The following is a 25547-nucleotide window of genomic DNA, read 5'->3' as shown; positions in this document are numbered from 1 at the left end:
TGTTCCCCATATGGCATTAAATTTCATTGCTGTGCTCATAAATCTGGAAAAGTGATCATAACGAGAGGAAAGTGCTCATAAACCAGGAAAAGTGATCATAACAAGAGGGAAGTGCTCATAAACCAGGAAAAGTGATCATAACGAGAGGGAAATGCTCACAAATCAGGAAAAGTGATCATAACGAGAGTGAAGTGCTCATAAATCAGGAAAAGTGATCATAACAAGAGGGAAGTGCTCATAAACCAAGAAAAGTGATCATACCGAGAGGGAAGTGCTCATAAACCAAGAAAAGTGATCATACCGAGAGGGAAGTGCTCATAAAATCTCCGAAATGCTCATACGACTATCTCTGCCGCGAACAGTATCTTATCCAACCACTCCTTAGATTTCGTAAAAGGTGTCTTTCACAAATCACAATAAAGATTTAATTGGTGTGCTTCGCCTAGCGAAGCATTTACTACGGAAAATGGTGCGACACCATATCGTTCATTAGGAGGAATTGATGTGTAAGTTATTTGAATACTAGAAGAATGCTCATAAACCTCACAACATCCCCACAAAAAAACTGCGGAATCATCAGCATGCCTGATAACTCCGCAATTTTTCAATCTTCATCTTTAATATCACGATCGGGCGGTATCGGTTCACTTCGCCACTCGTCGATTTGTTGCTTAAGTTGTTCTAATTGTTCGAAGTATAGACCGAATTGACCCTCATTTATCAAAAACTGCGTACCGTCGTGGACGGAACGAATTCGCTTGTCCAACACATATTGTCGGACTTGTTCAACGGGCATTCCTAGTTTGGCAGCCGTTTCTTCAATGGTCAGATACATACTTCACCCTCCGTCAAATCAATTTTGCGAGTGATAACCGTTTGTTGAGTGCATACATGAGTGGAATTCCGATTGCCATGACAATAAATTCACTGATAGCAAGAAAACCCCACGTAATCCAGAATGGGAGGCCAAACACTAAATGCAGTTGCCAAGAAATGATGCACATCGTTGTTGTAAAGACTGCCGTATTGACCATCATACGTTTCACGGGACTCGAGATTTTCCTAACAAGAAAAACTGTGATACTTAACGAGATAATCGTATGGCCGACCCCAAATAGAAGGTCGATGGGGCCGACTTCCGATAATAGTAAGTTCGACACAAAAACACCGATGACGATGCCTGCGAAATATTTTTTATTGAAGACAACCAGGTGATTAAAAATTTCCGCTAGACGGAATTGAATGTTCGTAAAGCCGAATGGTGCAAGGACAATCATAACGGCGACATAAAGTGCGCCAATGATACCGCTTATTGCTAGTGTTTTTGTTTTCATTATAAGCTCCTTAGTTTTTTTTCGTGGGAGGATTTCGAACCACGTATTTTGAACGCAATTCAGTTTAGCACTGAAAAAGAAATTCGTACAGTAGTCGAATAGCGATTACACAAGTTTGTTATGACTAGAACTGGGAATATAGTGAGTAACTATAAACAGAACTATTACGGTAGGAGGACTGAAGATGACTAACCAAGAGAATAAGGAAAAAATGACGAGAGAAGAAGCAGGGCGTATGGGTGGCAAGGCGACTGCAAAGAAGCATGATAAAGAATTTTATCAAGAAATTGGTAAAAAGGGTGGAGAAGCTACCGCGCAAACTCATGGCAAAGAATTCTACGAAGAAATCGGACAAAAGGGTGGGGTAGCTCGCTCGGAACATCGGGTTAACAAAGACTAACAGCAAGTACCGTATTCTGGTTGCGTATGAAGTAGAGGAGCTTGCCACAATTTGTGTACGTGTATAGTTTAAATAGAAGAGTTTTGTTAACAAATCAGATCATCAATCAGGTAAATCAACACTATTAGGGGATTGTTTAGAGGGCGCTTAGCTTAACTTATTTCAGGACGGACCATCCCTGGGGGCAAAGATATCGTGAAATGAGGATATTAGTCGAAAACAATACAGTCTGGTTAAGGGGTTTTTCAAGAAAACTTGTGTTTTATGTATCAATAGAACATTTAGATATAAGGATTTTAAAAAATATGTTTTCATTGAATCAGGTGGGGAACATAAAAAGGAGTAGTACTCAAAGGGCAGGCAGTGGGCGCATATCACTTCCATCCTCACTAGACGGAGCATGTGTCCGCCATTGTTTGCCTAACTTATTTAAGGGGGAATTCGTATGACCTCTCAACAGTACGATGAATGCTTAAAGGCATGTATGGAATGTCTAGAGGCGTGTAACAATTGCTTTGACGCTTGCCTAAAAGAAGATGACGTAAAAATGATGGCTGAATGCATTCGTCTGGATCGGGAATGCGCAGATATTTGCACTCTCGCAGTTCAAGCGATGACACGCAACAGTCCATTTGCGAAAGAAATATGTCAGTTATGTGCGTATATTTGTGACCATTGTTCAGAAGAGTGCGGTAAGCATGACCACGATCACTGTCAACGTTGTGCGGAAGCATGTAAGAAATGTGCGGATGCTTGTCGTAAGATGCTAGCGTAATTCACATCTAGACAAGATGGACAATCGTAATTACAAAATAAGAGCACCACAAAAAGCATGCCTTCTTATAGGGATGCTTATTTGTTGTTGCAATTATCTATTTTAAGATGTATAGTACATTACAACAGTAATGCACTATGTACCAGAAAGGAAGTGATAATTTTGCATGAAGTAGATGGGGAAAAGCCGATTTATATACAAATTGCAGATTGGCTGGAGAATGCAATCATTGATGGCACACTGCAGGCGGATGAGAAAGTCTATTCGCAATATCAGCTTGCTGAACTCTTCACCATCAACCCTGCAACTGCGGGAAAGGGGCTCACTATTTTGTTAGAAGCAGGTCTTGTCTACAAAAAAAGAGGTCTAGGGACGTTCGTGTCTCTGGATGCTCAGCAAAAACTAAGAGCTAAACGAAAAGAACAAACACTCAGTAAGCTTGTACGAGATTTGCTGCATGAAGCCGACTTGCTTGGAGTCCATAAAAACGAACTAGATATGATGATTGACGCAGAGAGAAAACATAGAAAGGGGGATCCAACATGACAGTGATTACATTAAATCAAGTTCATAAGAAGTTCTCACGAATTCCGGCACTTATGGACGTCACGTTTTCAATAAACGAGAACGTCATCACGGGAGTAGCAGGCAGAAATGGTGCGGGAAAAACTACGCTGCTTAAAATGATTGCAGGGTTTCAGAAGACGACGGAAGGTGAGGTACGTGTGTTCGATGAAAACCCATTTGGAAGCCTTCTCGTCTCTGCTAATTCTATCTACATCGACGATGCAATGAGCTATCCAGATCCGATGAAACTGCAAGAACTGCTGCATGAATTCAAGCGGTTTTACGCAAATTGGGATGAAGGGCTTGCCTTGCGCCTTATGGAATATTTTGAGATTCCATTAGATACCCGTCACCGGTTTTTATCGAAAGGAAAGCGCAGTACGTTCAATGCAATTGTCGGAATTGCAGCACGTTGCCCACTAACAATATTCGATGAACCTACTACAGGGATGGACACCGCTGCACGTAATGATTTCTACAGAGCGTTATTGAAGGACTATATTGCGTTTCCTCGTACAATTTTACTATCCAGCCACTATATCAACGAAATGCAAGATGTACTCGAAGACTTACTCGTGATTCATCAGAAACGAATTCGCTATCATGGCTCCACCTCTGATTTGCAAGAGGCACACTTGATTATTCGCGGAACGGAAGCACAGCTGCGATCTGCGACTTCAGGGAAAGTTGTCGTTTCGAAAACTAAAAATGGATTGCAGGAAGAGTGGATTATCGAGAATGACTTTTCTGAAGCGGAACGCAGCATGCTCGATCGACGGGGTGTCAAAAGCACAACGGTCACCTTGAATGATGCGTACTTAGCTTTGACGGAACAACCGAGAGGAGGGATTGACGATGTCTTTGACGCATAGAACGGCGTGGGAAGTTGTGAAACAACAGTTTTTGTATAAGTTGAGAAGTAACGCTGCAGTGTTTACTGTGTTATTTGTATTGCAAATTATTTCGATGGTTTTGATGAATGGAGCTGCCATGACATCTGAAATGGGGACCGGCTCATTTGAATTAGAATGGAATTCAATTTCTACAGATGGCGTTATGGGGTTGACGTTCTTCTGGGCAATGGTCTTTGGGTTTTTAATGACGACGCCAGGACAGCGAAATGCAGCATACTTATATGTTGCAACGCCACTTACTGAAAACCTTGCGAATTTTTGTCTATTTGGTTTCGCTTCTTTAATTGCAGGGATCACGACTGTTTTGTCAGGTGGCTTTGTGAAATTGCTAGCCCAGTTGCAAGATGTGCAACTTATTACTGAAACAGCAGGACTCTTTTCAGAACCGTATCAGTTTTTCACAAGGGTTTTAGCAATGGCAGTCTACACGTTCTTAACCATGATGATTGTCTATACAATTTTCATAATTATTCAGAGGAATCGCTTACTTATTTTACCCTTTATTTTGCTATGGTTTGCTGTATCACAGTCAACAACGCCGTCAAATTGGTTAGGAGATGTCATCGATTTCTTCTATAATGAGCATTCGATCCTGTTGTTTCTCGGTAAGGCAGGCGTCACGGCTGTTCTGATGGCAGCACTTAGTTTAGTGATATCCAAACGGATTGAGGTGAAGGTATCATGATGTTAGGCACAGTAATCATAACGCTACTAGCCAGTTCCATCGCGATTGTCATCTGGAAAATGAAGAGGGGTACACGACTTGGTTTTAGTAGAACAACTCATTTCATATTCATGGGCAGTTATATCGCATTATTGATAGTCATTCTAATTGTTTCAGAACTGATGGCGCAAACTCAGAACAGACCGGATCTTAAAAGAGTATCAGCTTCTCAGCAGGAATTTGATGTAGATAGGGCAATAATTACCGGAAAACCGATTCCTGAAGAGGAGTTGCTTATTGAACGACTGCATGAAGTGAAAGGATCGCTGACAATTAAGCAATCTGATTATGGCTATAACTTGCATTACTATATTGAGCGGTCAAAGAACGGGGGGAATCAGGTGATCGAGAGGGTATACCGACCGAGCTTAATCAACGGAGAAGACTCCAATGGGTATGATATCTCTAACTATGTGCAAGTGAATCTTCCCAAATGGACGGATGATGAAGTGAATGTGCCAATGCAACCGACACAAAAACTAGTGTTTACATCCTTTCATGATTCGAACGTCATTAGTCAATTTACGAATCAACAAACTTTAGAGTATTATAACGGCTACTCCATGCGTTCTATGAAGGTGTATTTAATTGTTCCCGACTCTGTTCAATTGAATATCCAGCTTGAGTCTGATTCTTATAATGAGATAACACGCGATTGACTTGAAGACCCCCGTTTCTAATTAGATGACGGGGGATTCATTTTATATCATTTATTTTTCTTCATTCTGTCCGTTCGTTTTGCCTGCTGCTTTTTTCTTTTTCTTCTCTGCATCATTCTGTCCAATCACGTCAAAATCATCGGGACTCAAATCCATACCTTGTCCGTACTCTTCTCGTCCCAGCTGCTTGGCTTTTTGTTTACGTTGCTCCTCTTTATCCAATGAACTCACCTCCAATGAAAAGTATGTGCATCCTCAAAAGAATCATCCCCGAACACATCTTAAGAATTTCTTCATACTTTCCCTTCTCAAATGTTAAGAAGTCCCTGTTACAATAAAACCATAGAGCAAGAAAGAGGTGCGGACATGACGGCAATGACGATTTTAGTGGCGGATGACGACAAAGAAATCCGTGATGGTATAGAGATCTATTTGAAAAACGAAGGATACCGTGTTCTAAAAGCAGCAGATGGACGGGAAGCGTTGGATTTACTCAGCAAAGAAGAAGTCCACTTACTCATTCTCGACATTATGATGCCTAACATGGACGGAATCACCGCGACTTTCAAAATTCGCGAAGCGCAAAACGTTCCAATCATTATGCTCAGTGCGAAAGTCGAAGAGTCGGATAAAATCCATGGACTTTCCGTCGGTGCAGATGATTATGTGTCGAAACCGTTCCAGCCGATGGAACTGATGGCGCGTGTGAAATCACAATTGCGACGCTATGTTCAGCTCGGTACGTATGATGGTGGAACGACGCTTGAAATCGATGGATTGGTGATGGACGAAGAAGCAAAAACAGTTACTCTCGAAGGCATGCCGGTCAAATTGACGCCAACCGAATTCAAGATAACTGAGTTACTTATGAAACATCCTGGAAGAGTGTTTTCCATCAATGAAATCTATGAGCGTGTATGGAATGAAGAGGCTTACAATGCGGAAAACATTGTAGCGGTTCATATCCGTAAAATCCGTGAAAAGATTGAAGCCGATCCGAAAAATCCAAGGTATCTAAAGGTGGTGTGGGGCGTTGGGTACAAAATCGAAAAATAATGTTGCGCTACTTTGGTCAATTGTTTCGATTGTCATAGCACTTGGGAGTATCGTCTATTGCTTCCCGCATATTACCGATCTTGCAAGTGACGGTATCGCCCGGACCACCCGAACAGTAACGTACTTCATCCAAATTATAAAAGGAGGCACCGTGTGATGAAACGTTACACATCGATAATGATATGGGCACTACTAGTGGCGATTGCGATTAGCGGGATCGTGACAGTAACTAGCCGCGGGCCTGAATTAGTCTTGAAAAGTTATCCTCAATCCGAACAGTTTCAAAATCGCCTAAATGATATTTACGAGGAGCTCGGTCGAACAATCTTGAACCCAATTGATCTGGAAGAAGCAGAGGGGAAGTTGACTGTCACACCTTCTGAAATTGAAGAGTACAAGACGCATTATGGAAGCTTGGCTGACCAGATTAATAACATCAAGATGCAATATGAAGACCGAATTAAAAAAGCGGAATCGGATGCGACAGTCAAACAGGCGATTATTGATGAACGTGATAAGAAAATCAAGGATATCCAAAAGAACTTTGAGGACGACGCCTATGTTGAAAAGAAAATTTTAAGCGAAAAGAAGCGACAGCTAGGGAGACTAGTCCATAACTATGAACGCAACAAAGCTATGATGGAAATTCCATTGTCATATGAACTCAAGCCCGTTGGCGGTGGGGAACCCCATAATAACTGGAATGTGAACGGTTCCGTCGGATATGAGCGCAACTTCACTTCACAAAAAGGTTATTTGAAGATTACTGGCATGGATGCTTCATCAAACGACATCAATTATTACGGAGAAACAAGAGAAGATAGGGATAGCTCGGTAGGTGTGACGCTTTCAAGTGATGACTTACAAGCAATCGATCAGCCAACTGTGATGTACGAAGGTACTGTTGCCGTTCCTTCATCTGCTTTCAAAAAAGGTGGAGTGTTATATGAGGAAGCAAAGAGATACCAATCCAAGAAAATCATTCTCGTTATGTCGGGAATTTTAGGTATTGCCGCACTTATTGCACTCTTCACGGTTTGGAAATTCAAATGGACGTGGTTCATCGATCTTCCATTTACCAAATGGTATGATCTGTTCAGAATTGATCTGAAGGTTGGAGTTTTTCTCATTCTGCTGTTGAATTTGATGGATTATGCACGGAATGTATCCTTCATGGCCGGCGGAGACTATGCATTCAGCATTAGGGATGCTGTGTTCAAGTTCGTTATAGGTGCAGTGATCATCGCATGTCTTACGTTCCAAATAGGAAATGCTAAAACACGGTATCAGCAGCAAGGGATATTTGAAAAAGATCTTCAAGATAGTTACACTATGCAGCTTGTGGCCAGTGCGAGAGATGTGTTCTTAAACAGATCCATCGCAATCCAGACCTTCATTTTACTTATTGGGTTTTTCCTTGCGGGGGTTGGATTTGCAGGAGCGGCGGTTGCTGGAGTCCTGTTCGTGATTTATGTGTTTTGCGTACTATTCATTGGTTTACCAATCTTGTTCATCTACATGCGTCGTATGGGGTACTTAAACAGAATCTTCAAGGCGACAGAAGATATGGCAGCAGGAAGACTGAACAGCGACATTAAAGTAATCGGACATTCACCGTTCGCTAAACATGCCGTCAATTTGAACAATCTCCGTGAAGGTGTGGAGCAATCAGTGAGTAGCCAGGCTAAAAGTGAGCGATTGAAAACGGAATTGATCACAAATGTAAGCCATGATTTACGGACACCACTCACTTCAATCATTACGTACACGGATTTATTGAAAAACCCGAATTTATCCGATGAAGTGCGTGCGCAATATGTAGATGTGCTGGACCGGAAATCGCAGCGTTTGAAGACGCTGATTGAAGACTTGTTCGAAGTCTCTAAGATGTCGAGTGGAACGATGGAACTGTATAAACAACGAGTCGATCTCACGCAGTTGGTACAACAAGCAATTGGAGAACATGCAGAAAAGATGGCGGATATCCCACTTGATTTTAGAGTATCGGTACCTGAGGAGCCTATGCCTGCAGTTCTTGATGGACAACGCTGGTGGAGGATGCTTGATAACTTGATTGGCAACGCATTGAAGTATTCGCTACCGGGCACACGAGTATTTGTAACGTTGCGTGAAGTCGGCGGTATGGCAGAATTAGTCGTTAAAAATATTACCGCGTATGAGCTCAATGAAAATGTGGATGAGTTGTATGAACGGTTCAAACGAGGAGATGCATCCCGTCATACGGATGGATCTGGTCTAGGCCTTGCAATTGCACAATCAATTGTTGACATGCACGGGGGCACGATGGCAATTGACGTAGATGGCGATTTGTTTAAAGTGACGGTTCGTGTACCGTTGGTTTGACCGTGAGAGACTGAGGGAGAAGTTCCTTTAGTCTCTTTTTACGTTTAACTTTTAGAATATAGGGAATTGTATAGGGGAATAAGAAGAGCAGTCTATTGAAATGTAATACGGAGGGGGAGATTGGAATGACCATTAAAGACGGAAAATATCCAAACAAGGAAGACTTAGAACCCAAAGTGCCGAAGCAAGGGAAACCTGCGGGACCAGCTGATGAGTTGCCATTGTCCGACCCTGCCGATTCTAACTTCACCCATGAGTATCTAGAAAACGAGCCAGACAAAATGGGGGAGCAAGTTCCTTCTGTATTTAAAGAAAATGAAGAGAAGATTTCAGAGCGTACTCATAACGAAAAAGCTCACACGGAGTGGAACGAATCCAAACGTAACACATAAATCAGTTGACGTATCCAGTCGACTGGTTTTTTTGTGTGATCGGTGAACGGTTTAGTCTCAAGTTGGGATGAACCTGCACTTTCTCTCTTAGGATTTAATAGTCGGCAGGTTTAGTAACCGCCATTTATAGGAATAGGTTACTAGACTATCTACTAGAATGGAGGATCTTAATGTTCAGAGACCCATATTATTCAAATCTTTTTAGCTGGCTACCTGACCTGCTGCTCGGCATTATCGTACTTATCATCGGTTTTATTCTTGCTAAAGTCGCCGGAGGCATAGTTGTCAAAGCCATGAAAAAAGGTCGTATGAATGAAAAGTTGAACATGCAACACGAAAAGTGGAGTGCCGATCGAATTGCGGGCACGATTGTTTTCTTCGGTATATTACTGTTTACCATTCTCATCTTCTTTAATATGATGAACCTTAATACCGTTTCTTCACCGTTCCTGGATGTATTTGCAGGACTTAGTGGTGCGGTAATTGGAATTTTGAAAGCAGGCCTTATCCTTCTTCTTGCTTGGGTACTTGCCACTGTCGTAAAAAAACTGATCCTGTCTGCGGGACACAAAGTGAATGTGCACAAATATGTTTCTAAAGTAGGTGGATCTGCAGAGTCTGTCGACAAAGCTCAATGGATTTCGACGGCTGCGAACGTTGCTTTCTACTTGATTTTACTGTTGTTCATCCCAGCGGTACTGAATGCGCTCGGATTAACCGGAGTGAGTGGTCCGTTTGAAAACTTGTTAACTGGTTTTGTCGCATTCATCCCTAAGCTCGTTGGGGCGATACTCATATTAGTAGTAGGTATTGTTCTCGCTAAAATTGTCCGAATGATTGTGACGAAACTGCTCGAATCGATCGGGACAGACAAAGTTGCGGAAAAATTGAAAGTATCGTCTGCTGTTAAAGGGACAAGCATTTCAAAAGTGATTGGAACTATCGTGTTCGTTCTGATTTTAATCCCTGTCATTATTTCAGCACTTGAAGTATTGGATTTAGAAGGGATATCCCAGCCCGCCATCGTCATGCTGAATGACATCATGGTCATGCTTCCTAAAATCATCGTCGCGATTGCCTTGATTCTCGTGGGTGTGTATGTGGCGAAGTGGGTTAAAGGAGTCGTGGAAACGTTACTCGCAAATCTTGGCGTGGACGCCATATCCAACAAGATGGGCGTGAAGTCATCTACTCGTCCAGGTAGTTTCACGGTATCTTCTGTCATCGGGACGATAGTACAAATTGTCGTCATATTGTTATTTGTTGTAGAAGCGCTTCAAATTGTACAACTTGCGTTCATGGTGACACTAGCTACTGCGATTTTCGCTTACTTGCCAATGGTACTTGCTGCAGTACTGATTCTTGCAGTCGGATTCTGGCTCGGGAACCTTGCTGAGAAGTTCATCGGAAGTGTCATGCAAACGAAGCAAGGAAATCCGCACATTCTTCGCTATGTTGCAAAATACGCGATTTTAGCGTTTGCGTTCTTCATGGCGCTTAGTCAGCTTGGAATTGCACCAGCGATCATCAACGCTGCATTCATCCTCATCTTAGGTGGTGTTGCACTTGCGTTCGGTCTTGCATTCGGACTCGGAGGTCGTGATCATGCGTCTCGTTACTTGTCTAAAATGGAGTCCAGCTTGCAAGATGTCGAGGTTTCCAAAGAAAGTTGGGAGCAACAAAAAGAGGAAATGAAACACCATGCAGAGCAAGCCAAACAACAAGCGAAAGACGGCATGGCTGTTACAAAGGCTCAGGTGGAACATGAAAAGGAACATATGAAACAAGCAACGGAGCAAGCTCCACCAGTTCCTCCTTCTGACCATATTCCTGGAGATCCAGAAGCGGGCTTAAGAGGATCTGCACATTCTGACGTGAATGACGTCCCCCCAGCTGAGAACTTCGGAGGGAACGATTCAATCGCGTTCACGGAAGATAATGTTGATACAGGGTATAACGAAGTGGAACCAGACGAAGAATATCCATATGGTGACCACAATCAGCCTAGCCGATTTAACAAAGAAGCTCACGAACAATGGAACAACCAGAAGCCTAAAGATGATCTTTAATCATTAATTACATGAAAAACGCGCAGTCGGGGATAATCCTGGCTGCGCGTTTTTTACTGGACTAACTTATGATGAAATGCATAAATGACCGCTTGCGTACGGTCTTGGACTTCGAGTTTTGAAAGTACATTACTGACGTGTGTCTTAACGGTTTTCAAGGAAATGAATAGGTCATCCGCGATTTCCTGATTGGACTTCCCTTGAGCAAGGAGCAACAAGATTTCGAGTTCGCGCTGCGTTAACTCTTCGTGCAGTGGTTGTTCTGAACCGCCACTCCGCATTTTTTTCATCATTTTGACCGTCACTTCCGGTTCAAGTACAGTTTGACCTTGGACGGTATCTCGGATGGCTTGAGCAATTCGCTTAGCATTCGACGTTTTTAAAATATAACTGGCTGCGCCCGCTTCAAGTGCTGGATAGACTTTGTCATCATCCAAGAAACTTGTGACGACGATGATTTTTGCTTCCGGCCATTGCTGAATGATTGCCTTTGTTGCTTCTGCACCGGTCATGATCGGCATGACCATGTCCATTAAAATGATGTCTGGCCTCAATTCAATTGCTTTTTCAACCGCTTCCCCACCGTTGACCGCTTCGCCAACGACTTCCATATCTGGTTGCGTCCCTAGATAAGCAGATACACCAATGCGAACCATTTCATGATCATCTGCGAGTAGTATTCGTATCATGTGCTCCCTCCTCCTCTTCTGTCCGAATTGGTAATTTCACTTCGACAATAGTTCCTTGTGAAGGGACGGATACAATTTTGCACACGCCACCAATTTCCACTGCACGCTCTTTGACGTTTTGAAGGCCATACGAGCCGCCTTTTCCGCCAGAATCACTAAACCCAACGCCATTATCTTGTACGCGAAAAATCGACAAACCATCTCGTTCGATGAATACGACGTCGACTTCCGTTGCCTGTGCATGGCGAAGGGTGTTCGACAGCGTTTCTTGCGCGATGCGGAATAAATGATCCTCTGCACCTTTTGAAAGGGGAACGTCTTCAAGTCTGAATCGAATGACGAACGTCACTTTTTCCCGTAGTTCCGTGAGCAATTCCTCCAGTCCTTCTTTTAAGGTTTTGCTATTGAGGACTGCAGGGCGCAAATGAAGCAGCAATGCGCGCATTTCGAGTTGTGCTTGTTGTACCATCCGCTCCACTTGGAGCAGTGGTTTTTTAAGAGCAGTTTCTTCAGGTTGCTCTGTGAGTGCAGATAGTAGCATAGATGCTGCAAATAATTGTTGGGAGACGGAGTCATGAAGTTCGCGTGCGAGACGTTGTCGATCTTCTATCAGCCGTTCTTGAATGATCTGGTCCTGATCCTCTGCACGTTGGTCTGTAATGCGTTGCAAACTTCTTTTTTGAGTCTCCAAGACATCGGACACAGATGCGATTGTACGATTCATTTTCCGGGAGATGCTTTTATTTGAAGGGGTGGTTCCGTCTTCAGCGAGCTGGTTAAGTGTGCGTTCAATAGTCTTCTCCTTCGAGCGCGCGATACTGTATATCCAGAATGAAAACAACCAGCCGAGAGTAATTGGGATAACTAGTAACCACACTCCGATAGGTACATCGAGAAGGTTTTGGTTGTACAGGTATTGCCATTCGAAAGATGGAGGATACTCAACGATGTAATAAACCCCGCCGGCACAAACTACGATAAATAGTGTAGATAGTAGAATCCCACGCCAAAAGAGACCGGTCATTTTCGAATCACCTCGACATCCCCGAATCGGACGGATAGTGAGATGATAAGTTCTGCTTCTTCACCAATCGATCGATCGTATCCATCTTTCATATGAATGGATTCGTTCAATAAGCGCCTCGGGGTTAAGTCGAACAGGCGACATTCACCGAACAATGCAGAGCAATGGATTCGTACAGGCAGATCGTACGGTAATTCGATTTTCACTCGTCCGAATCCTTGCCGGATGGAGATGAAGGAGGTCTGCTTTGGCAACACCGTGTCTGTCACATCGATATAGAGGTCGCCTACGATTCCTTGTACGTGCACGTCTTGCCATTCATAGGAAGTGAATGGGGTCGACTGGCTGGAAAAAAGTCGATCTTTCCAAATACCATTTTGTGTTTCCCGCTTCATTTCTTTCAGGGGACGCATGATTTCTTCGGCAGGTGTCCCTTTCCATAAACGGAAGACCAAATACAGCAATAGACCAAAAATGAGTAAACGTAGACTCCACAATGAGAGCAAGGCGATTACGATAAATATGACACCTGTTATGACCAGCCATTTCGAGCGACGCTGAATGCCAAAGTACATGGAAATGGCACCGAGAAAGAAGAAGATGACGTTGCCGTTTCCAAACAATCCAGCTTCAACAAATACGATAAGCGCAAACGCCATGACCCACAATGTTGTTCGTTCTGTTTTGCTACGCTTCATTCTGCAACACTCCTTTCTCGATGTCAGTACTGTACTGGGGATGAAGGAGGGGAACCCGCTCGTTGCGCGAGGGAACCCGCTCGTTTCGAGGGGGAACCCGCTCGTTTCGCGAAGGAACCCGCCCGTTGCGCGAGGGAACCCCGCTCGTTCCGACAGGGAACCCGCTCGTTCCGCGAGGGAACCCGCTCGTTCTGCGAGGGAACCCGCTCGTTTCGCGAGGGAACCCGCTCGTTCCGCGAAGGAACCCGCCCGTTTCGCGAAGGAACCCGCTCGTTGCGCGAGGGAACCCGCTCGTTCCGCGAGGAAACCCGCTCGTTTCGCGAGGAAACCCGCTCGTTCTGCGAGGGAACCCGGCCGTTCCGCAGAGCAAGCTTGCTCTCAAACCTGATTTCAGTAAAAAGAACTGCCGGGAGGCCAAGGATATCCCTGATCACCCGGACAGCTCGTTGCTGTCTTTCCAGTTTACACGATTTTCTCGATGGTTGCTTCTTCTGCCGTTAAATCATCAAGACGGCGTCGCATGGACGCGATGTCTCCGTCTTTGGCGAAAGCACCATTCGCGGGTTCGTCAGATGAAGGCTCAAGATCTGCAGAGAAGATGCGATCCATCCGACTGTTTGCTCGTTTTGCGTTTTCTTCACCCATTAACTTCAAACGGCGGACTTGCATGTCTTTTACTTTGTGTTTCATGCTTTCAAAACGTCGTTCCAACGCAATCATAGACTCCGTTGTATCCACTTCAAGAGAACGCAATTCGTCACGGCGTTGACTATATGCCTCCGCCTCGTCTTTTGCGTAGTTGATAAGCGCTTCGTCTCCTGTTGCTTCAGCTAGAGATAGTTGCTCTGTCCGTTTCTCGGTGAGCTGTTCTGTTTCAAGTAGCTCCTTTGTGACTTCATCGCGTAAAATCCGTTGGCGTTCCAAAAGTTTTCCGACTGCTTTCGTATGTTGCTCGGCTTCTTTGATGGTTTCATTTAACACATCTGCGGCATTTTGTGTCTTGCGTTTTGCTGTAATTTGTTCAATATCGTCTTGTACGGCGAATTTAAATTTATACCATAGTTCGTTCATCATAAGCCCTCCTTATTTAGTAAATTCGTTCCATTGTTTTTCAAACTTTGCAAACGGATCTGCATCGATTACATTGCTGTTAGTTTGTTTGTTCAGTTTCCAGTTTCGCCATGCATAGTAAGCTCCGGCTGCAGCAAGAAGTCCGATGAATGCAGGGATGTTTGAAATTCCTGTTAGGACTCCGACTAACATGATGAGCCCCCACAGAATACGACCAATTGTTGAGTCGCTTTTCCGGAAGTGGTGCCAACCGAATATTGCAGCAGCAGCTGAAAGAGCAAGTGCTACGATAGACCCGATATTGGCGACTGCTACGATTGCTGCGATGATTCCGAAGACAATGAGTAGAAACTTTTTCATGATTTGTGGTGCCTCCCTTCGTTTGTACCTTAATGATAAGACGGAATGGGATTTATCCAAACCGGCTTGGTGTGGAGATTCTTCTCATACTTTAGGCGGAGATCCAAATAAGACTCTGAAACAAAGATTGAAACCGCTTTCAATGATTGGTATAGTTATTAGAAAACTAGGACTATTCTAATGTGAAGGAAGTGTCGTAATGAGGGAGACTGTAATCGTAGCAGGCGTAAGGACACCAGTAGGAAGAAGGAAGGGGAGTCTTGCCAACACGCGACCTGATGAGCTAGCGGCGCTTGTATTGGATGAACTCATGGAACGCGCAGGAGTTTCGAAGGAAGAAACGAACGATGTTATCCTTGGTTGTGTCACACAGTCAGGTGAACAAGGTGGCAATATTGCGCGTACAGCTGCGCTTATTGGTGGGTTTCCGGTGACTGTTCCAGGGGTGACGATTGACCGTCAATGTGGATCGAGTCAACAAGCAGTACACTTCGCTTCACAGGCGATTGCAAGTGGAGATATGGACGTCGTGATTGCAGGTGGAGTGGAAAGTATGACGCGTGAACCGATGTTCTCCAATATGCATGTCGCAAAGCCTAGCGGCAAATTGATGTCACAGTATGAAATCATCAATCAAGGCCTGTCTGCTGAACGGATTGCTTCAAAATGGAAGTTATCGCGAGAAACGCTCGATCAGTTTGCATATGACAGCCACCAGAAAGCGATGCAGGCGATTGACGGAGGACGTTTTGATGAAGAAATTGTACCCGTTTCTGTGATGGACCAAGAAGGAAATTCGAAACTATTTTCTATAGATGAGGGACCTCGACCTGAGTCGACTTTAGAAGCACTGGCTGGATTGAAAACGGTATTTGATGAACAAGGCGTCATTACAGCTGGAAATGCGAGTCAAATGAGTGATGGAGCATCCGCGGTGTTGCTCATGAGTCGAGAGAAAGCCGATGCGCTTGGCGTTAAGCCGATTGCGCGGATAGTCGCGCGTACAGTAGTCGGTTCAGATCCGACACTCATGCTTACGGGACCGATTGAAGCGACCCATCAAGTATTGAGGAAAGCGGGATTGACGATTGCCGACATCGATCTGTATGAAGTAAATGAAGCATTTGCCCCTGTTCCGCTTGCATGGCTGGTGGAAACAGGTGCGGATCCTGCAAAGTTGAATGTGAATGGCGGTGCGATTGCACTCGGCCATCCGCTCGGTGCAACGGGGACGAAACTGCTTGTATCGCTCATGCACGAATTAAAACACTCTGGTGGTCGTTTTGGGTTACTCGCGATTTGTGAGGGAATGGGTATGGCCAACGCGACGATTATTGAAATGATTTGATCCCAATGAAAAGGGAGGTCAATTTAAATGAAGCGATATCGTTTTGAGACGGAAGAACATGTTTTATTCAGAAAGACGCTTCGAAAGTTTTTGGCAAAGGAAGCAGTGCCATTTTATGACGACTGGGAACAACAGCGTCTTGTGCCAAAATCATTTTGGAGGAAGCTTGGTGCAATGGGGTTTCTTTGTCCACAAGTTGACGAGCAATATGGCGGATTGGGACTGGATTTCAGCTACGCAGTCATTATTGGGGAGGAGATGGAACGGGTCGGTGCAGGTCTGACAGGAATTGGTTTGCATAATGATATCGTCGTTCCATATATTGAATCGTACGGGACAAACGAGCAGAAGGAGCGATATCTTCCAGGTTGCATGACGGCGGACTTCATCACAGGAGTAGCAATGACCGAACCAGGTACGGGGTCAGATTTGGCGAACGTCCAGACGAGCGCGCGTAGGGAAGGTGACTGTTACATTGTCAACGGTCAAAAAACCTTCATTACAAATGGAGTGAATGGCAATCTGTTTTTGACGGTTGTGAAAACGGACGCCAACGCGGAACCAAGACATCGCGGAATTAGTCTGCTGCTCATTGAAGAAGGCACGGAAGGATTTACAAAGGGACGCAAGCTAGACAAAGTCGGGATGCATTCCCAGGATACTGGAGAGCTCTATTTTGAAGATTGTAAAGTTCCTGTTGCAAATCTGATTGGTGAAGAGAATAAAGGATTTCATTATTTAATGCAAAAGTTGCAGCAAGAACGGCTCCTAGTCGCACTATCCGCGCAAACGGCTTCAGAAGATATGCTGGAGATGACGCTTAAGTATGTGAAGGAACGGCATGCATTTGGGAAGCCCATCGGATCATTTCAAAATACACAATTCAAGTTAGCTGAAGTCGCAACTAAAGTTGAACTTGGAAAGACGTTTTTGGAATCGTTAATTGAAGAACACATGAGAGGTGCAGACGTCGTAACGAAAGTATCGATGGCGAAGTACTGGATTACGGAAAGTGCACGGGAAATTGCAACAGAGTGCATGAAGTTGTACGGCGGCTACGGGTATATGGAAGAGTATAAAATTGCCCGACGCTATCGCGATATTCCTGTGACGTCGATTTACGCAGGAACGAACGAAATCATGAAAGTGATCATTGCTAAAAATCTCGGACTTTAATTCAGTTAACAGACATACGCGTGACCAATTTAAAGGACAAAGGGAGATGGCCATTATGATGCAAACACCACTCAATTTAACGTCGTTCATCCGACGCGCTGAACAGTTTTTCCCAGAGAAACTTATCATTTCACGTACCGCAGCAGATACGATTCACCGCATCCCGTACCGTGAGTTTGCGAAACGGACGCGGAAGCTTGCAGATGCGCTGACGAAACTAGGAATGCAGCATGGAACGAAAGTGGCAACGTTCGGTTGGAACCATCATCGTCATTTAGAAGCTTATTTTGGCGTACCTTGTACAGGTGCGATTTTGCATATGGTCAATATCCGTTTGTCCCCTGAGCACATTGCGTATGTCATCAACCATGCGGAAGACGAAATTCTCTTAGTGGACGACAATTTGTTCCCTCATCTTGAGAAGTTGGCACCACTTTTGAAAACGGTGAAACATTATATCATTATGGGTGACAGTAAAGAAATACCAGAGACGAGCTTGCCGAATGTCTATGCGTACGAAGCGCTTCTTGACGATGCATCTGATGCTTTTGAGTTCCCTGAGGATTTGGATGAAAACACGCCTGCTGGCATGTGTTATACGTCTGCGACGACAGGGAATCCGAAAGGCGTCGTCTACACGCACCGCGGGATTGTGCTTCATAGTTACGCGCTCGGACTAGCAGATGCAATGGGGTTGCATGAGCGGGATGTCATCATGCCGGTCGTACCAATGTTCCATGTCAATGCATGGGGTCTGCCGTTTGCTGCGGTGTTCTTCGGGTCCACACAGGTACTCCCAGGACCAGGGATCATTCCAGATCTCTTGCTGGATTTGATTGAACAAGAAAACGTGACACTGACGGCTGGGGTGCCAACCATTTGGCTAGCTGTATTGAAGGCACAAGACGCCAAACCACGTGATTTGTCTTCGTTACGCGCCGTTGTCTGTGGTGGATCGGCTTCGCCTAAGGGATTGATTCGCGCATTCGAAGAACGCTATCAGGTTCCGTTCATTATCGGATACGGGATGACGGAAACATCGCCACTTGTCAGTTTGTCGGTGTTGACGTCTGGAATGGATGACGTCACGATGGACGAAAAAATTGACATTCGTGCGCTACAAGGGCTTGTGATGCCTGGACTAGACGTGAAAATCGTCAACGAAAATGGAGAAGTTCCGTGGGATGGCAAGACAATGGGAGAGCTCGCAGTTCGAGGACCCTGGATTGCGGATGAATACTATAAGGATGAGCGGACGTCTGAAGCGTTCCGGGACGGCTGGTTGTATACTGGCGATATTGCGGTCATGACAGAATTTGGCTACTTGAAACTAACGGATCGGACGAAGGATTTGATCAAAAGTGGCGGCGAGTGGATATCGTCTGTCGACTTGGAAAATGCGCTTATGTCACATGACGCTGTGTTCGAGGCTGCGGTAATTGCAGTGCCACATGAGAAATGGCAGGAACGCCCTCTTGGCTGCGTCGTATTAGCGGAAGGACAAGAAGCGAATGAAACGATGAAGGCTGAACTTCTCGAGTACATGGAAGGACAGTTTGCGAAATGGTGGGTTCCGGACGATATCATCTTTATGGAAGAGATTCCGAAAACCTCTGTGGGGAAGTTCTTGAAAGCCGAGTTGCGCAAACAACTGGTTGAATCAAAGTAAGTAGATTAGGGAAGCCCGTCTGGCGGAATGTGCTGGGCGGGTTTTGTTATGCAGAAGTCATAGAATGGAAGCTTGTTTCGTAAAGTAGTAGAGATTGAGCGAAACTTGTAGCTTGGGATGTCGTCTTTATGACGAGCTCGGTTAGAGAGTTATGATCAGAATTCAGGATTTATGAGCGGAACGCGTGGGTTATGATCAATTTTTGAGATTTATGAGCGGAATGCGAGGGTTATGATCAGAATTCAGGATTTATGAGCGGAATGCGAGAATTATGATCAATTTTTGAGATTTATGAGCGGAAAGCGAGGGTTATGATCAGAATTCGGGGTTTATGAGCAACAGCATCTCTTAAGGTGTAATTTAGTAATAACACAAGCGACGGGAGGGCGTGGATGGAAGGATGGATCATGGAGTTGTTGGCGGAATATGGATATTATGGAGTACTTGCACTCATTTTAGTGGAAAATCTGTTCCCGCCAATTCCTTCTGAACTGATTTTGACATTCAGTGGATTTTTAGTGAGTTCACACGATTTATCAATGGGCTGGATGATTGCAGCGGCGACGACGGGATCCGTAATTGGAGCCATGTTTCTATATGGTATCGGGATGTTTCTCGATGTTCCTAGACTCGAACGCCTCACAGATCGGTATGGGCGTTGGCTCAGGCTGAAGCGGAAGGATATTCGTAAGGCGGATGCATGGTTTCGTAAGTATGGACCCTGGACGGTGCTCATTTGTAGGGTAATCCCGCTTGTTCGAAGTCTTATATCGATACCAGCAGGGATGTCTGGGATGAACTTCCCGCTTTTCATCATACTCACGGCTTTAGGAAGTTTAGTTTGGAACAGTATCCTCATTTTCATGGGTGTAAAGCTTGGGGAACACTTTGAATCGGTCATCCGATATATGGACATCTATTCAAACGTTGTGTATATTTTAATAGGAATTGGCGGAGTGGCTGCATGCATGTGGTATGTAAGACTTCGCGGAAAGCAGGTATAACAATCTATGGATTTATTTGAATTTCTAAAAGCTCTCATCTTAGGGTTTGTTGAAGGAATGACAGAGTTTGCGCCTGTTTCGTCAACAGGGCATTTAATTATCGTCGATGACATGTGGTTGAAAAGTGAAGAATTTCTAGGGAAATACCCTTCCATCACATTTAAAATTGTCATTCAGCTTGGTTCGATACTAGCCGTTGTTGTCGTGTTCTGGAAGCGACTTTTCAGTTTAGTCGGCCTCTATAAAGTGGAGGGTCAAAAGGCGAGTCAAAGTTTCAACTTACTTCACGTGATCGTCGGTATGTTGCCAGCTGTTGTCCTCGGGTTTGCCTTGAAGGATCTAATCGACGACTATTTGTTTGGCGTTGAAACGGTGATTTTCGCACTTGTAGCAGGTGCGATTCTTATGATTGTTGCGGATCGATTCGGACCGAAGACTCCGCGTGTAACGACACTTGACCAAATTACATACCGTCAAGCATTCACCGTGGGACTTGTTCAATGTCTGTCACTATGGCCAGGGTTCTCACGCTCGGGTGCTACCATTTCTGGTGGTGTATTATTTGGAATGAACCACAGAACCGCGGCGGACTTTACGTTCATCATGGCGGTACCGATCATGATGGGTGCTAGTCTCGTTTCGGTCATGAAAAACTGGGAGTACCTATCGATGGATCATATCTCCTTCTATATCGTAGGATTCCTCAGCGCATTCGTGTTCTCGCTGCTGTCAATCCGATTCTTCTTGAAACTGATTTCAAAGATCAAACTCGTTCCATTTGCAATCTATCGCATTATCTTAGCGATTATTTTATCGATTATCGTATTCTTCTAAGAAGCATTCCCGCAGAGAAAGCGGGGTGCTTCTTTTTTATACGTGCATTTAATTTCTCTTACTAGACTGAAAACTGATAGAATTAAAGAAAACTTTCGTTTAGACTCCGTTCGCTTCTAGCGCTAGCGAACGGAGTCTGATGACTAAGCGATGGAAAAGGTGAACTGACGATGGCTGAAAAACTATTAATTATAGAAGATGAAGAAAGTATCGCACGCGTGTTGCAGCTGGAGCTTGAGTTTGAGGGATACGAAGTGGCGACATGCCATACGGGCACAGACGGTCTCATCTTGTATCGAGAACAGGAATGGGATCTGGTTCTACTTGACCTCATGTTGCCAGGTCTTAATGGACTGGATGTATTGCGACGCATTCGTGCTGATGAAACGATGACTCCAGTTATTTTGCTGACAGCGAAAAGTGATATGGAAGATAAAGTGGCAGGACTCGATTTAGGCGCCAACGACTATGTGACAAAGCCTTTTGAAATCGAAGAGTTGCTAGCTCGAATTCGTTCGGCGCTCCGTTTTTCGTTTAAAGGTGCTCCCGAAGAAGTGGACGTTCATTTACACGAGTTTAACGGAATTTCAATTCATGATCAGACACGGGAGGTTCGTTGCGGTGGAGATCTAGTCGAGTTGACCCCTCGTGAGTATGACTTGTTATTCCATTTGCTGAAGCATCCAAATCAGGTGTTGACTAGAGAGCAATTACTAGATGCGGTATGGGGATACGATTATTACGGAGATACAAACGTAGTCGATGTGTACATACGATATGTAAGAAAGAAAATTGATCCTGAATGCGGTCCATCATTCATCCATACGGTCCGAGGGGTTGGATATGCATTAAAGGATTTGCGTCATGAAACTTAAAAACAAAATCCACTCCCTTTCTACTTTAATGATGTTAGTTTTGCTCATTTTAAGCAATTTAGGGATTTACTTCACATTTGACAGGACGCAACACAAAACAGAATACAGTCAATTGCTCGGGAGTGCGAAAGAGTTAACTGTCGCGTTAAGTAAAATGACTGATGAGGAAGAAGCAGAGATCATTTTGCGCGCATATGTGCCACCAAATGGGGCTCTCCGAATTGTAGGAGAGAACGGTGATGATGTTTTAACTGTGCAATCTATGGAAGGATTGGACAAGAGATTTCCCGTTCCTAAAAAAGACGAAGACTATACGCTTGTACCATACGATGGCTATGAAGCACTTTCAATTGTAATTCCAACTATTTGGCCGACGGGTGAAGTGGTCCAGCTTGAGGTTACTCAAGTATTGACGGATCTGAAAGCGAATTTGAGATTGTTGAAAATGGTTATGATCGGCATTACGTTATTTGCGATGATTCCAATTATCATCTCAAGTATTACACTCGGACGAATTGTGACGCAGCCGATTGAGAAGCTAATTCAAGCGATGACAGATAGTCGTCGATCGGGTACGTTCCAGCAAATTGCAGTGCCTGAACAGGGAAAAGATGAGTTGGCTCAAATGGGACAAACGTTCAATGAGCTAATGGTCCAGCTGGAGCAAAACTATCGCAAACAGGAAAAGTTTGTCTCAGATGCATCTCATGAATTAAAAACGCCAATTACAGTCATAGACAGTTATGCGAGACTTCTCGAGCGTCGTGGGATGGAAAAGCCGGAACTTACAGGAGAGGCATTGAATGCAATTCGTAGCGAGACGAAACGTATGAAGGAAATGGTTGAGCAAATGTTGGACCTTGCCCGAAATAATGAACCGGCTTCCTACGTATTCGAAGACACAGACGTACGTGTGGTTGTGGAGGATGCCGCCCGAATGATTACGAGCGCCTATGGCAGGGTCATTCAGATTAAAGGATCGGATCAGTTGACTTTATCAACAGATGGCCCCCATTTAAAACAGCTTTTGATTATCCTACTCGACAATGCGCGGAAATATAGTGAAGGTGAAATCGATGTTGAGATGGAAGAACGAAATGAATATTTACGGATTATTATCAAGGATTACGGAAAAGGAATTCCTGAAAAAGATATCCCCTTCTTATTTGACCGATTTTATCGGGTGGATGAAGACCGTAGTCGGAAAACGGGAGGCACTGGCTTAGGACTTGCCATTGCAAACGAAATCGCGATTGGTCTTGGAACAATGCTAGACATAAAGAGTGAGGAAGGCAAAGGGACGGAAGTATCAGTTTGGCTTATGAAAGTGAATGATTCTCAGTAAATTTTAATGTCTACCTGGTACTCTAAAGGAGAGGTGAACCGATATGAAAAAGAGCAGGAAGTTTTTGCTGCCATTCAGTCTCTTGCTACTCCTAGTTATTGCAGGGATGTTTTATATGGAAAGTATTGTGTCCCATGCGGATACCATTCCGTCCGATTCGATTAAGGATCAACTCGAAACGATGTACAATGGAAAAGTAAGCGATTTGTTATTGAATGATGATATATATGGAGCGACACTTACGCGTGGAGGTTCCGTCTATTCCGTTCGTGTGGATGGCGAAACAGGGAAAGTCATATCCATGGTGTTGAAGGAACCATCGAAAGAATTGGTTTCTATTCAAAAGGAAAATGCTGAAAAAGCTGAGAAAGACAAGTCTTCGCTAGGGAAAACGGAAGAAGTGCTTCCACAGCCAGAACCAGAGGCGCCTAAATCACAACAGAAGGAGGCTGAACCACAACCGGAAGCTCCGAAAAAAGCTCCGGTTCAGCCGCAGCCGACGCCTAAACCGAGCCCTAAACCAAGTCCTAAGCCCCAACAACAACAACAGCAAAAACATCAGAACTACGAGCATCACCAGTACCGTGACCATTCCCATCAAAATCACCAGGATGAAAATAAATCGGCACAGCAGAACACGGTGATCATCAGTAAACAACAAGCCATCAAAATTGCTTTGGGGCAATTGAATGGTGAAGTAGATGACGTTGACTTTGTCAACACGTCAGAAGGTGGTTATTACCTCGTCGAAATTGAAATTGATGTAGATGATGGACCTGATGAAGCGACCTATCAAATTCATGCTATTTCTGGAAAAATCATGTCCGTCACGTGGGATGACTGATTAAAATGAGAATAATGAATGAAGATCTATCGATCAGCTAACGCTGATCGGTTTTTTTATTGTGAACTCTCAAAGTGTATGATCACAATTTGATATTTATGATCACATTCTGAGAGTTATGAGCGGAATGCATGGTTTATGATCACAATCCAACAGCAACCTGACACAGTTCTGCCAACAGATACGCACAATTTGAGAAAAAAGAGGGGGAGCCCTCAAGCATGTACTACATTATGCCGAAATAGACTAATAGAGCCGCTTCGCGCAGAATCGCGAAGCGTGGGACGAACGCGAAAAAATTGTGACTATACGAAAAGGACTGATTGCGATGGCTTATGAGAGTGGAATATTATTAGAGAGCGGAACAAACGAACTGGAAATTGTGGAATTCGAAGTAGCAGGAAGTCGATATGGCATTAACGTCATAAAAGTAAAAGAAATTATTGTGCCCATGCCGATCACACCAATTCCTCATGCGGACCCTGCAGTGGAAGGGATTATCCAATTACGTGGTGAAATTTTGCCTGTCATTAATATGGAACGTGTTTTAGGAATGGGGCCATCTGCGAATCCTAAAAATGACAAGTACATTGTTTCTTCTTTCAATAAACAACAAGTCGTATTCCACGTACACAATGTGACGATGATTCACCGGATTTCATGGGATGCGATTGAGAAACCATCTGGTGCATACTCCGCAGAAACTTCTCCTGTCATTGGGGTCATTAAGCTTGGCGGAGAGATGATGCTTTTGCTGGACTTTGAAAAAATCGTCATGGAGATTAGTCCTGAAACAGGAATTCGTATGGAGCAAATTAAGAAACTAGGTAAGCGTGAACGCTCGGATAAACGATTGCTCGTCGCGGAAGATTCTCCGCTTTTACGGAAATTATTGCAGTCAACGTTAGCAGAAGCTGGTTATGATCGAGTGGAATTTTTTGAGAATGGTAAAGATGCGCTCGCTTATTTGGAGAAGTTAGCTGAAACAGAAGACGTTGCGGATACAATCCAACTCGTCATTACAGATATTGAAATGCCACAGATGGATGGTCATCATTTCACTAGGAGAATCAGAGAGCATAAAGGGCTTGCAAAATTGCCTGTAATCATCTTCTCTTCGTTAATCACAGATGAATTAAAGCATAAAGGGACAAGTGTAGGTGCAGACGAACAGATCAGCAAACCGGAAATTGCGGAGCTTGTTTTGAAAATTGATCAATACGTACTTTAAAAAATATTCGGTGTATAGCAATTTCTATTGCAATTCACGCAGTGTCGGTGGTTTACTTAACCATCGGCACTTTTTTCTTGTCTACTCCGTAAAAAAAGAGGGTACAGAAGAAACAAGTGGAATAG

General features: G+C 44.2%; 29 protein-coding genes and 1 riboswitch. Of the genes, 20 read left to right on the top strand and 9 right to left on the bottom strand.

Annotation, left to right across the window (positions count from 1 at the left end; genetic code table 11):
• Positions 1–604 precede the first annotated feature (604 nt).
• On the bottom strand, positions 605–835 hold the full coding sequence (locus DVB69_RS14020) for an excisionase family DNA-binding protein (protein WP_116019731.1): 231 nt from the start codon (positions 833–835) through the stop codon (positions 605–607).
• 13 nt (positions 836–848) lie between these two features.
• Entirely contained in the window at positions 849–1334 is a 486-nt protein-coding gene (locus DVB69_RS14015) for a QueT transporter family protein (protein WP_116019730.1), read from the bottom strand.
• Positions 1335–1338: 4 nt separating this feature from the next.
• A riboswitch (PreQ1 riboswitch) is annotated at positions 1339–1383 on the bottom strand.
• 135 nt (positions 1384–1518) lie between these two features.
• On the opposite strand from DVB69_RS14015, the gene DVB69_RS14010 reads away from it, so the two are divergent.
• The 6 genes from DVB69_RS14010 to DVB69_RS13985 all read left to right on the top strand — a co-directional run bounded on the left by DVB69_RS14010 (position 1519) and on the right by DVB69_RS13985 (position 5373).
• Entirely contained in the window at positions 1519–1734 is a 216-nt protein-coding gene (locus tag DVB69_RS14010; RefSeq protein WP_116019729.1) for a KGG domain-containing protein, read from the top strand.
• Between the two features lie 445 nt (positions 1735–2179).
• Complete coding sequence (locus tag DVB69_RS14005; RefSeq protein WP_116019728.1) at positions 2180–2509, top strand: four-helix bundle copper-binding protein; 330 nt, start codon at positions 2180–2182, stop codon at positions 2507–2509.
• A gap of 153 nt (positions 2510–2662) precedes the next feature.
• Positions 2663–3055 (top strand): GntR family transcriptional regulator, encoded by a 393-nt coding sequence (locus tag DVB69_RS14000; RefSeq protein WP_370452989.1) that lies wholly within the window; start codon positions 2663–2665, stop codon positions 3053–3055.
• Complete coding sequence (locus DVB69_RS13995; RefSeq protein ID WP_116019726.1) at positions 3052–3948, top strand: ATP-binding cassette domain-containing protein; 897 nt, start codon at positions 3052–3054, stop codon at positions 3946–3948. Before DVB69_RS14000 ends, DVB69_RS13995 begins: the two co-directional genes overlap by 4 nt.
• Complete coding sequence (locus DVB69_RS13990; RefSeq protein WP_116019725.1) at positions 3932–4675, top strand: hypothetical protein; 744 nt, start codon at positions 3932–3934, stop codon at positions 4673–4675. Before DVB69_RS13995 ends, DVB69_RS13990 begins: the two co-directional genes overlap by 17 nt.
• Positions 4672–5373 carry a hypothetical protein gene (locus DVB69_RS13985; RefSeq protein ID WP_116019724.1) on the top strand — a complete coding sequence of 234 codons (702 nt, stop codon included), beginning with the start codon at positions 4672–4674 and terminating at the stop codon, positions 5371–5373. Before DVB69_RS13990 ends, DVB69_RS13985 begins: the two co-directional genes overlap by 4 nt.
• A gap of 51 nt (positions 5374–5424) precedes the next feature.
• On the opposite strand, the gene DVB69_RS17725 is transcribed toward DVB69_RS13985, so the two are convergent.
• Positions 5425–5595, bottom strand: a complete 171-nt coding sequence (locus DVB69_RS17725) for a hypothetical protein (RefSeq protein ID WP_199562870.1) — start codon at positions 5593–5595, stop codon at positions 5425–5427.
• A 144-nt stretch (positions 5596–5739) separates the two neighbouring features.
• On the opposite strand from DVB69_RS17725, the gene DVB69_RS13980 reads away from it, so the two are divergent.
• The 5 genes from DVB69_RS13980 to DVB69_RS13960 all read left to right on the top strand — a co-directional run bounded on the left by DVB69_RS13980 (position 5740) and on the right by DVB69_RS13960 (position 11254).
• Positions 5740–6429: a response regulator transcription factor gene (locus DVB69_RS13980; RefSeq protein ID WP_116019723.1), complete on the top strand. Its 690-nt coding sequence runs from the start codon at positions 5740–5742 to the stop codon at positions 6427–6429.
• On the top strand, positions 6407–6586 hold the full coding sequence (locus DVB69_RS13975) for a hypothetical protein (protein ID WP_116019722.1): 180 nt from the start codon (positions 6407–6409) through the stop codon (positions 6584–6586). Before DVB69_RS13980 ends, DVB69_RS13975 begins: the two co-directional genes overlap by 23 nt.
• Positions 6586–8793: a sensor histidine kinase gene (locus DVB69_RS13970; protein ID WP_116019721.1), complete on the top strand. Its 2208-nt coding sequence runs from the start codon at positions 6586–6588 to the stop codon at positions 8791–8793. Before DVB69_RS13975 ends, DVB69_RS13970 begins: the two co-directional genes overlap by 1 nt.
• Positions 8794–8918: 125 nt before the next feature.
• Positions 8919–9185, top strand: coding sequence for a hypothetical protein (locus tag DVB69_RS13965; RefSeq protein WP_116019720.1), 267 nt, complete (start codon positions 8919–8921; stop codon positions 9183–9185).
• A gap of 170 nt (positions 9186–9355) precedes the next feature.
• Entirely contained in the window at positions 9356–11254 is a 1899-nt protein-coding gene (locus DVB69_RS13960; protein ID WP_116019719.1) for a mechanosensitive ion channel, read from the top strand.
• A gap of 53 nt (positions 11255–11307) precedes the next feature.
• Here the strand turns inward: DVB69_RS13960 and DVB69_RS13955 are convergent, their stop codons facing one another.
• The 6 genes from DVB69_RS13955 to DVB69_RS13935 all read right to left on the bottom strand — a co-directional run bounded on the left by DVB69_RS13955 (position 11308) and on the right by DVB69_RS13935 (position 15096).
• Positions 11308–11943, bottom strand: a complete 636-nt coding sequence (locus DVB69_RS13955) for a response regulator (protein WP_116019718.1) — start codon at positions 11941–11943, stop codon at positions 11308–11310.
• On the bottom strand, positions 11918–12967 hold the full coding sequence (locus DVB69_RS13950; protein ID WP_116019717.1) for a sensor histidine kinase: 1050 nt from the start codon (positions 12965–12967) through the stop codon (positions 11918–11920). Before DVB69_RS13950 ends, DVB69_RS13955 begins: the two co-directional genes overlap by 26 nt.
• On the bottom strand, positions 12964–13665 hold the full coding sequence (gene liaF / locus DVB69_RS13945; RefSeq protein ID WP_116019716.1) for a cell wall-active antibiotics response protein LiaF: 702 nt from the start codon (positions 13663–13665) through the stop codon (positions 12964–12966). Before liaF ends, DVB69_RS13950 begins: the two co-directional genes overlap by 4 nt.
• Complete coding sequence (locus DVB69_RS17470; RefSeq protein WP_147300777.1) at positions 13655–14035, bottom strand: hypothetical protein; 381 nt, start codon at positions 14033–14035, stop codon at positions 13655–13657. Before DVB69_RS17470 ends, liaF begins: the two co-directional genes overlap by 11 nt.
• Positions 14036–14127: 92 nt before the next feature.
• Positions 14128–14736: a PspA/IM30 family protein gene (locus tag DVB69_RS13940; RefSeq protein ID WP_116019715.1), complete on the bottom strand. Its 609-nt coding sequence runs from the start codon at positions 14734–14736 to the stop codon at positions 14128–14130.
• Between the two features lie 12 nt (positions 14737–14748).
• The gene (locus DVB69_RS13935; RefSeq protein ID WP_116019714.1) at positions 14749–15096 is read right to left on the bottom strand and encodes a lmo0954 family membrane protein; all 348 of its coding nucleotides are present in this window, start codon (positions 15094–15096) and stop codon (positions 14749–14751) included.
• 199 nt (positions 15097–15295) lie between these two features.
• Here DVB69_RS13935 and DVB69_RS13930 point away from each other — a divergent pair, with 199 nt between their 5' ends.
• The 9 genes from DVB69_RS13930 to DVB69_RS13890 all read left to right on the top strand — a co-directional run bounded on the left by DVB69_RS13930 (position 15296) and on the right by DVB69_RS13890 (position 25422).
• Positions 15296–16444 (top strand): thiolase family protein, encoded by a 1149-nt coding sequence (locus DVB69_RS13930; protein WP_116019713.1) that lies wholly within the window; start codon positions 15296–15298, stop codon positions 16442–16444.
• 27 nt (positions 16445–16471) lie between these two features.
• Positions 16472–17620: an acyl-CoA dehydrogenase family protein gene (locus tag DVB69_RS13925; RefSeq protein WP_116019712.1), complete on the top strand. Its 1149-nt coding sequence runs from the start codon at positions 16472–16474 to the stop codon at positions 17618–17620.
• A gap of 55 nt (positions 17621–17675) precedes the next feature.
• Positions 17676–19289 (top strand): long-chain fatty acid--CoA ligase, encoded by a 1614-nt coding sequence (locus DVB69_RS13920; RefSeq protein WP_116019711.1) that lies wholly within the window; start codon positions 17676–17678, stop codon positions 19287–19289.
• A 392-nt stretch (positions 19290–19681) separates the two neighbouring features.
• Positions 19682–20293 (top strand): DedA family protein, encoded by a 612-nt coding sequence (locus DVB69_RS13915; RefSeq protein ID WP_116019710.1) that lies wholly within the window; start codon positions 19682–19684, stop codon positions 20291–20293.
• A 6-nt stretch (positions 20294–20299) separates the two neighbouring features.
• Positions 20300–21127 (top strand): undecaprenyl-diphosphate phosphatase, encoded by an 828-nt coding sequence (locus DVB69_RS13910; RefSeq protein ID WP_116019709.1) that lies wholly within the window; start codon positions 20300–20302, stop codon positions 21125–21127.
• Between the two features lie 170 nt (positions 21128–21297).
• Positions 21298–22002 (top strand): response regulator transcription factor, encoded by a 705-nt coding sequence (locus DVB69_RS13905; RefSeq protein ID WP_116019708.1) that lies wholly within the window; start codon positions 21298–21300, stop codon positions 22000–22002.
• Complete coding sequence (locus DVB69_RS13900; protein ID WP_116019707.1) at positions 21992–23347, top strand: sensor histidine kinase; 1356 nt, start codon at positions 21992–21994, stop codon at positions 23345–23347. The genes DVB69_RS13905 and DVB69_RS13900 overlap by 11 nt, the downstream gene beginning before the upstream one ends.
• 43 nt (positions 23348–23390) lie before the next feature.
• Complete coding sequence (locus DVB69_RS13895; protein ID WP_233505413.1) at positions 23391–24191, top strand: PepSY domain-containing protein; 801 nt, start codon at positions 23391–23393, stop codon at positions 24189–24191.
• Between the two features lie 328 nt (positions 24192–24519).
• Entirely contained in the window at positions 24520–25422 is a 903-nt protein-coding gene (locus DVB69_RS13890; protein WP_116019706.1) for a chemotaxis protein, read from the top strand.
• Positions 25423–25547: the final 125 nt, after the last annotated feature.

Origin of the sequence: Sporosarcina sp. BI001-red, assembly GCF_003384035.1 — a bacterium.
Taxonomy (GTDB): domain Bacteria; phylum Bacillota; class Bacilli; order Bacillales_A; family Planococcaceae; genus Sporosarcina.
This window is presented reverse-complemented; position numbering and strand designations above follow the sequence as displayed.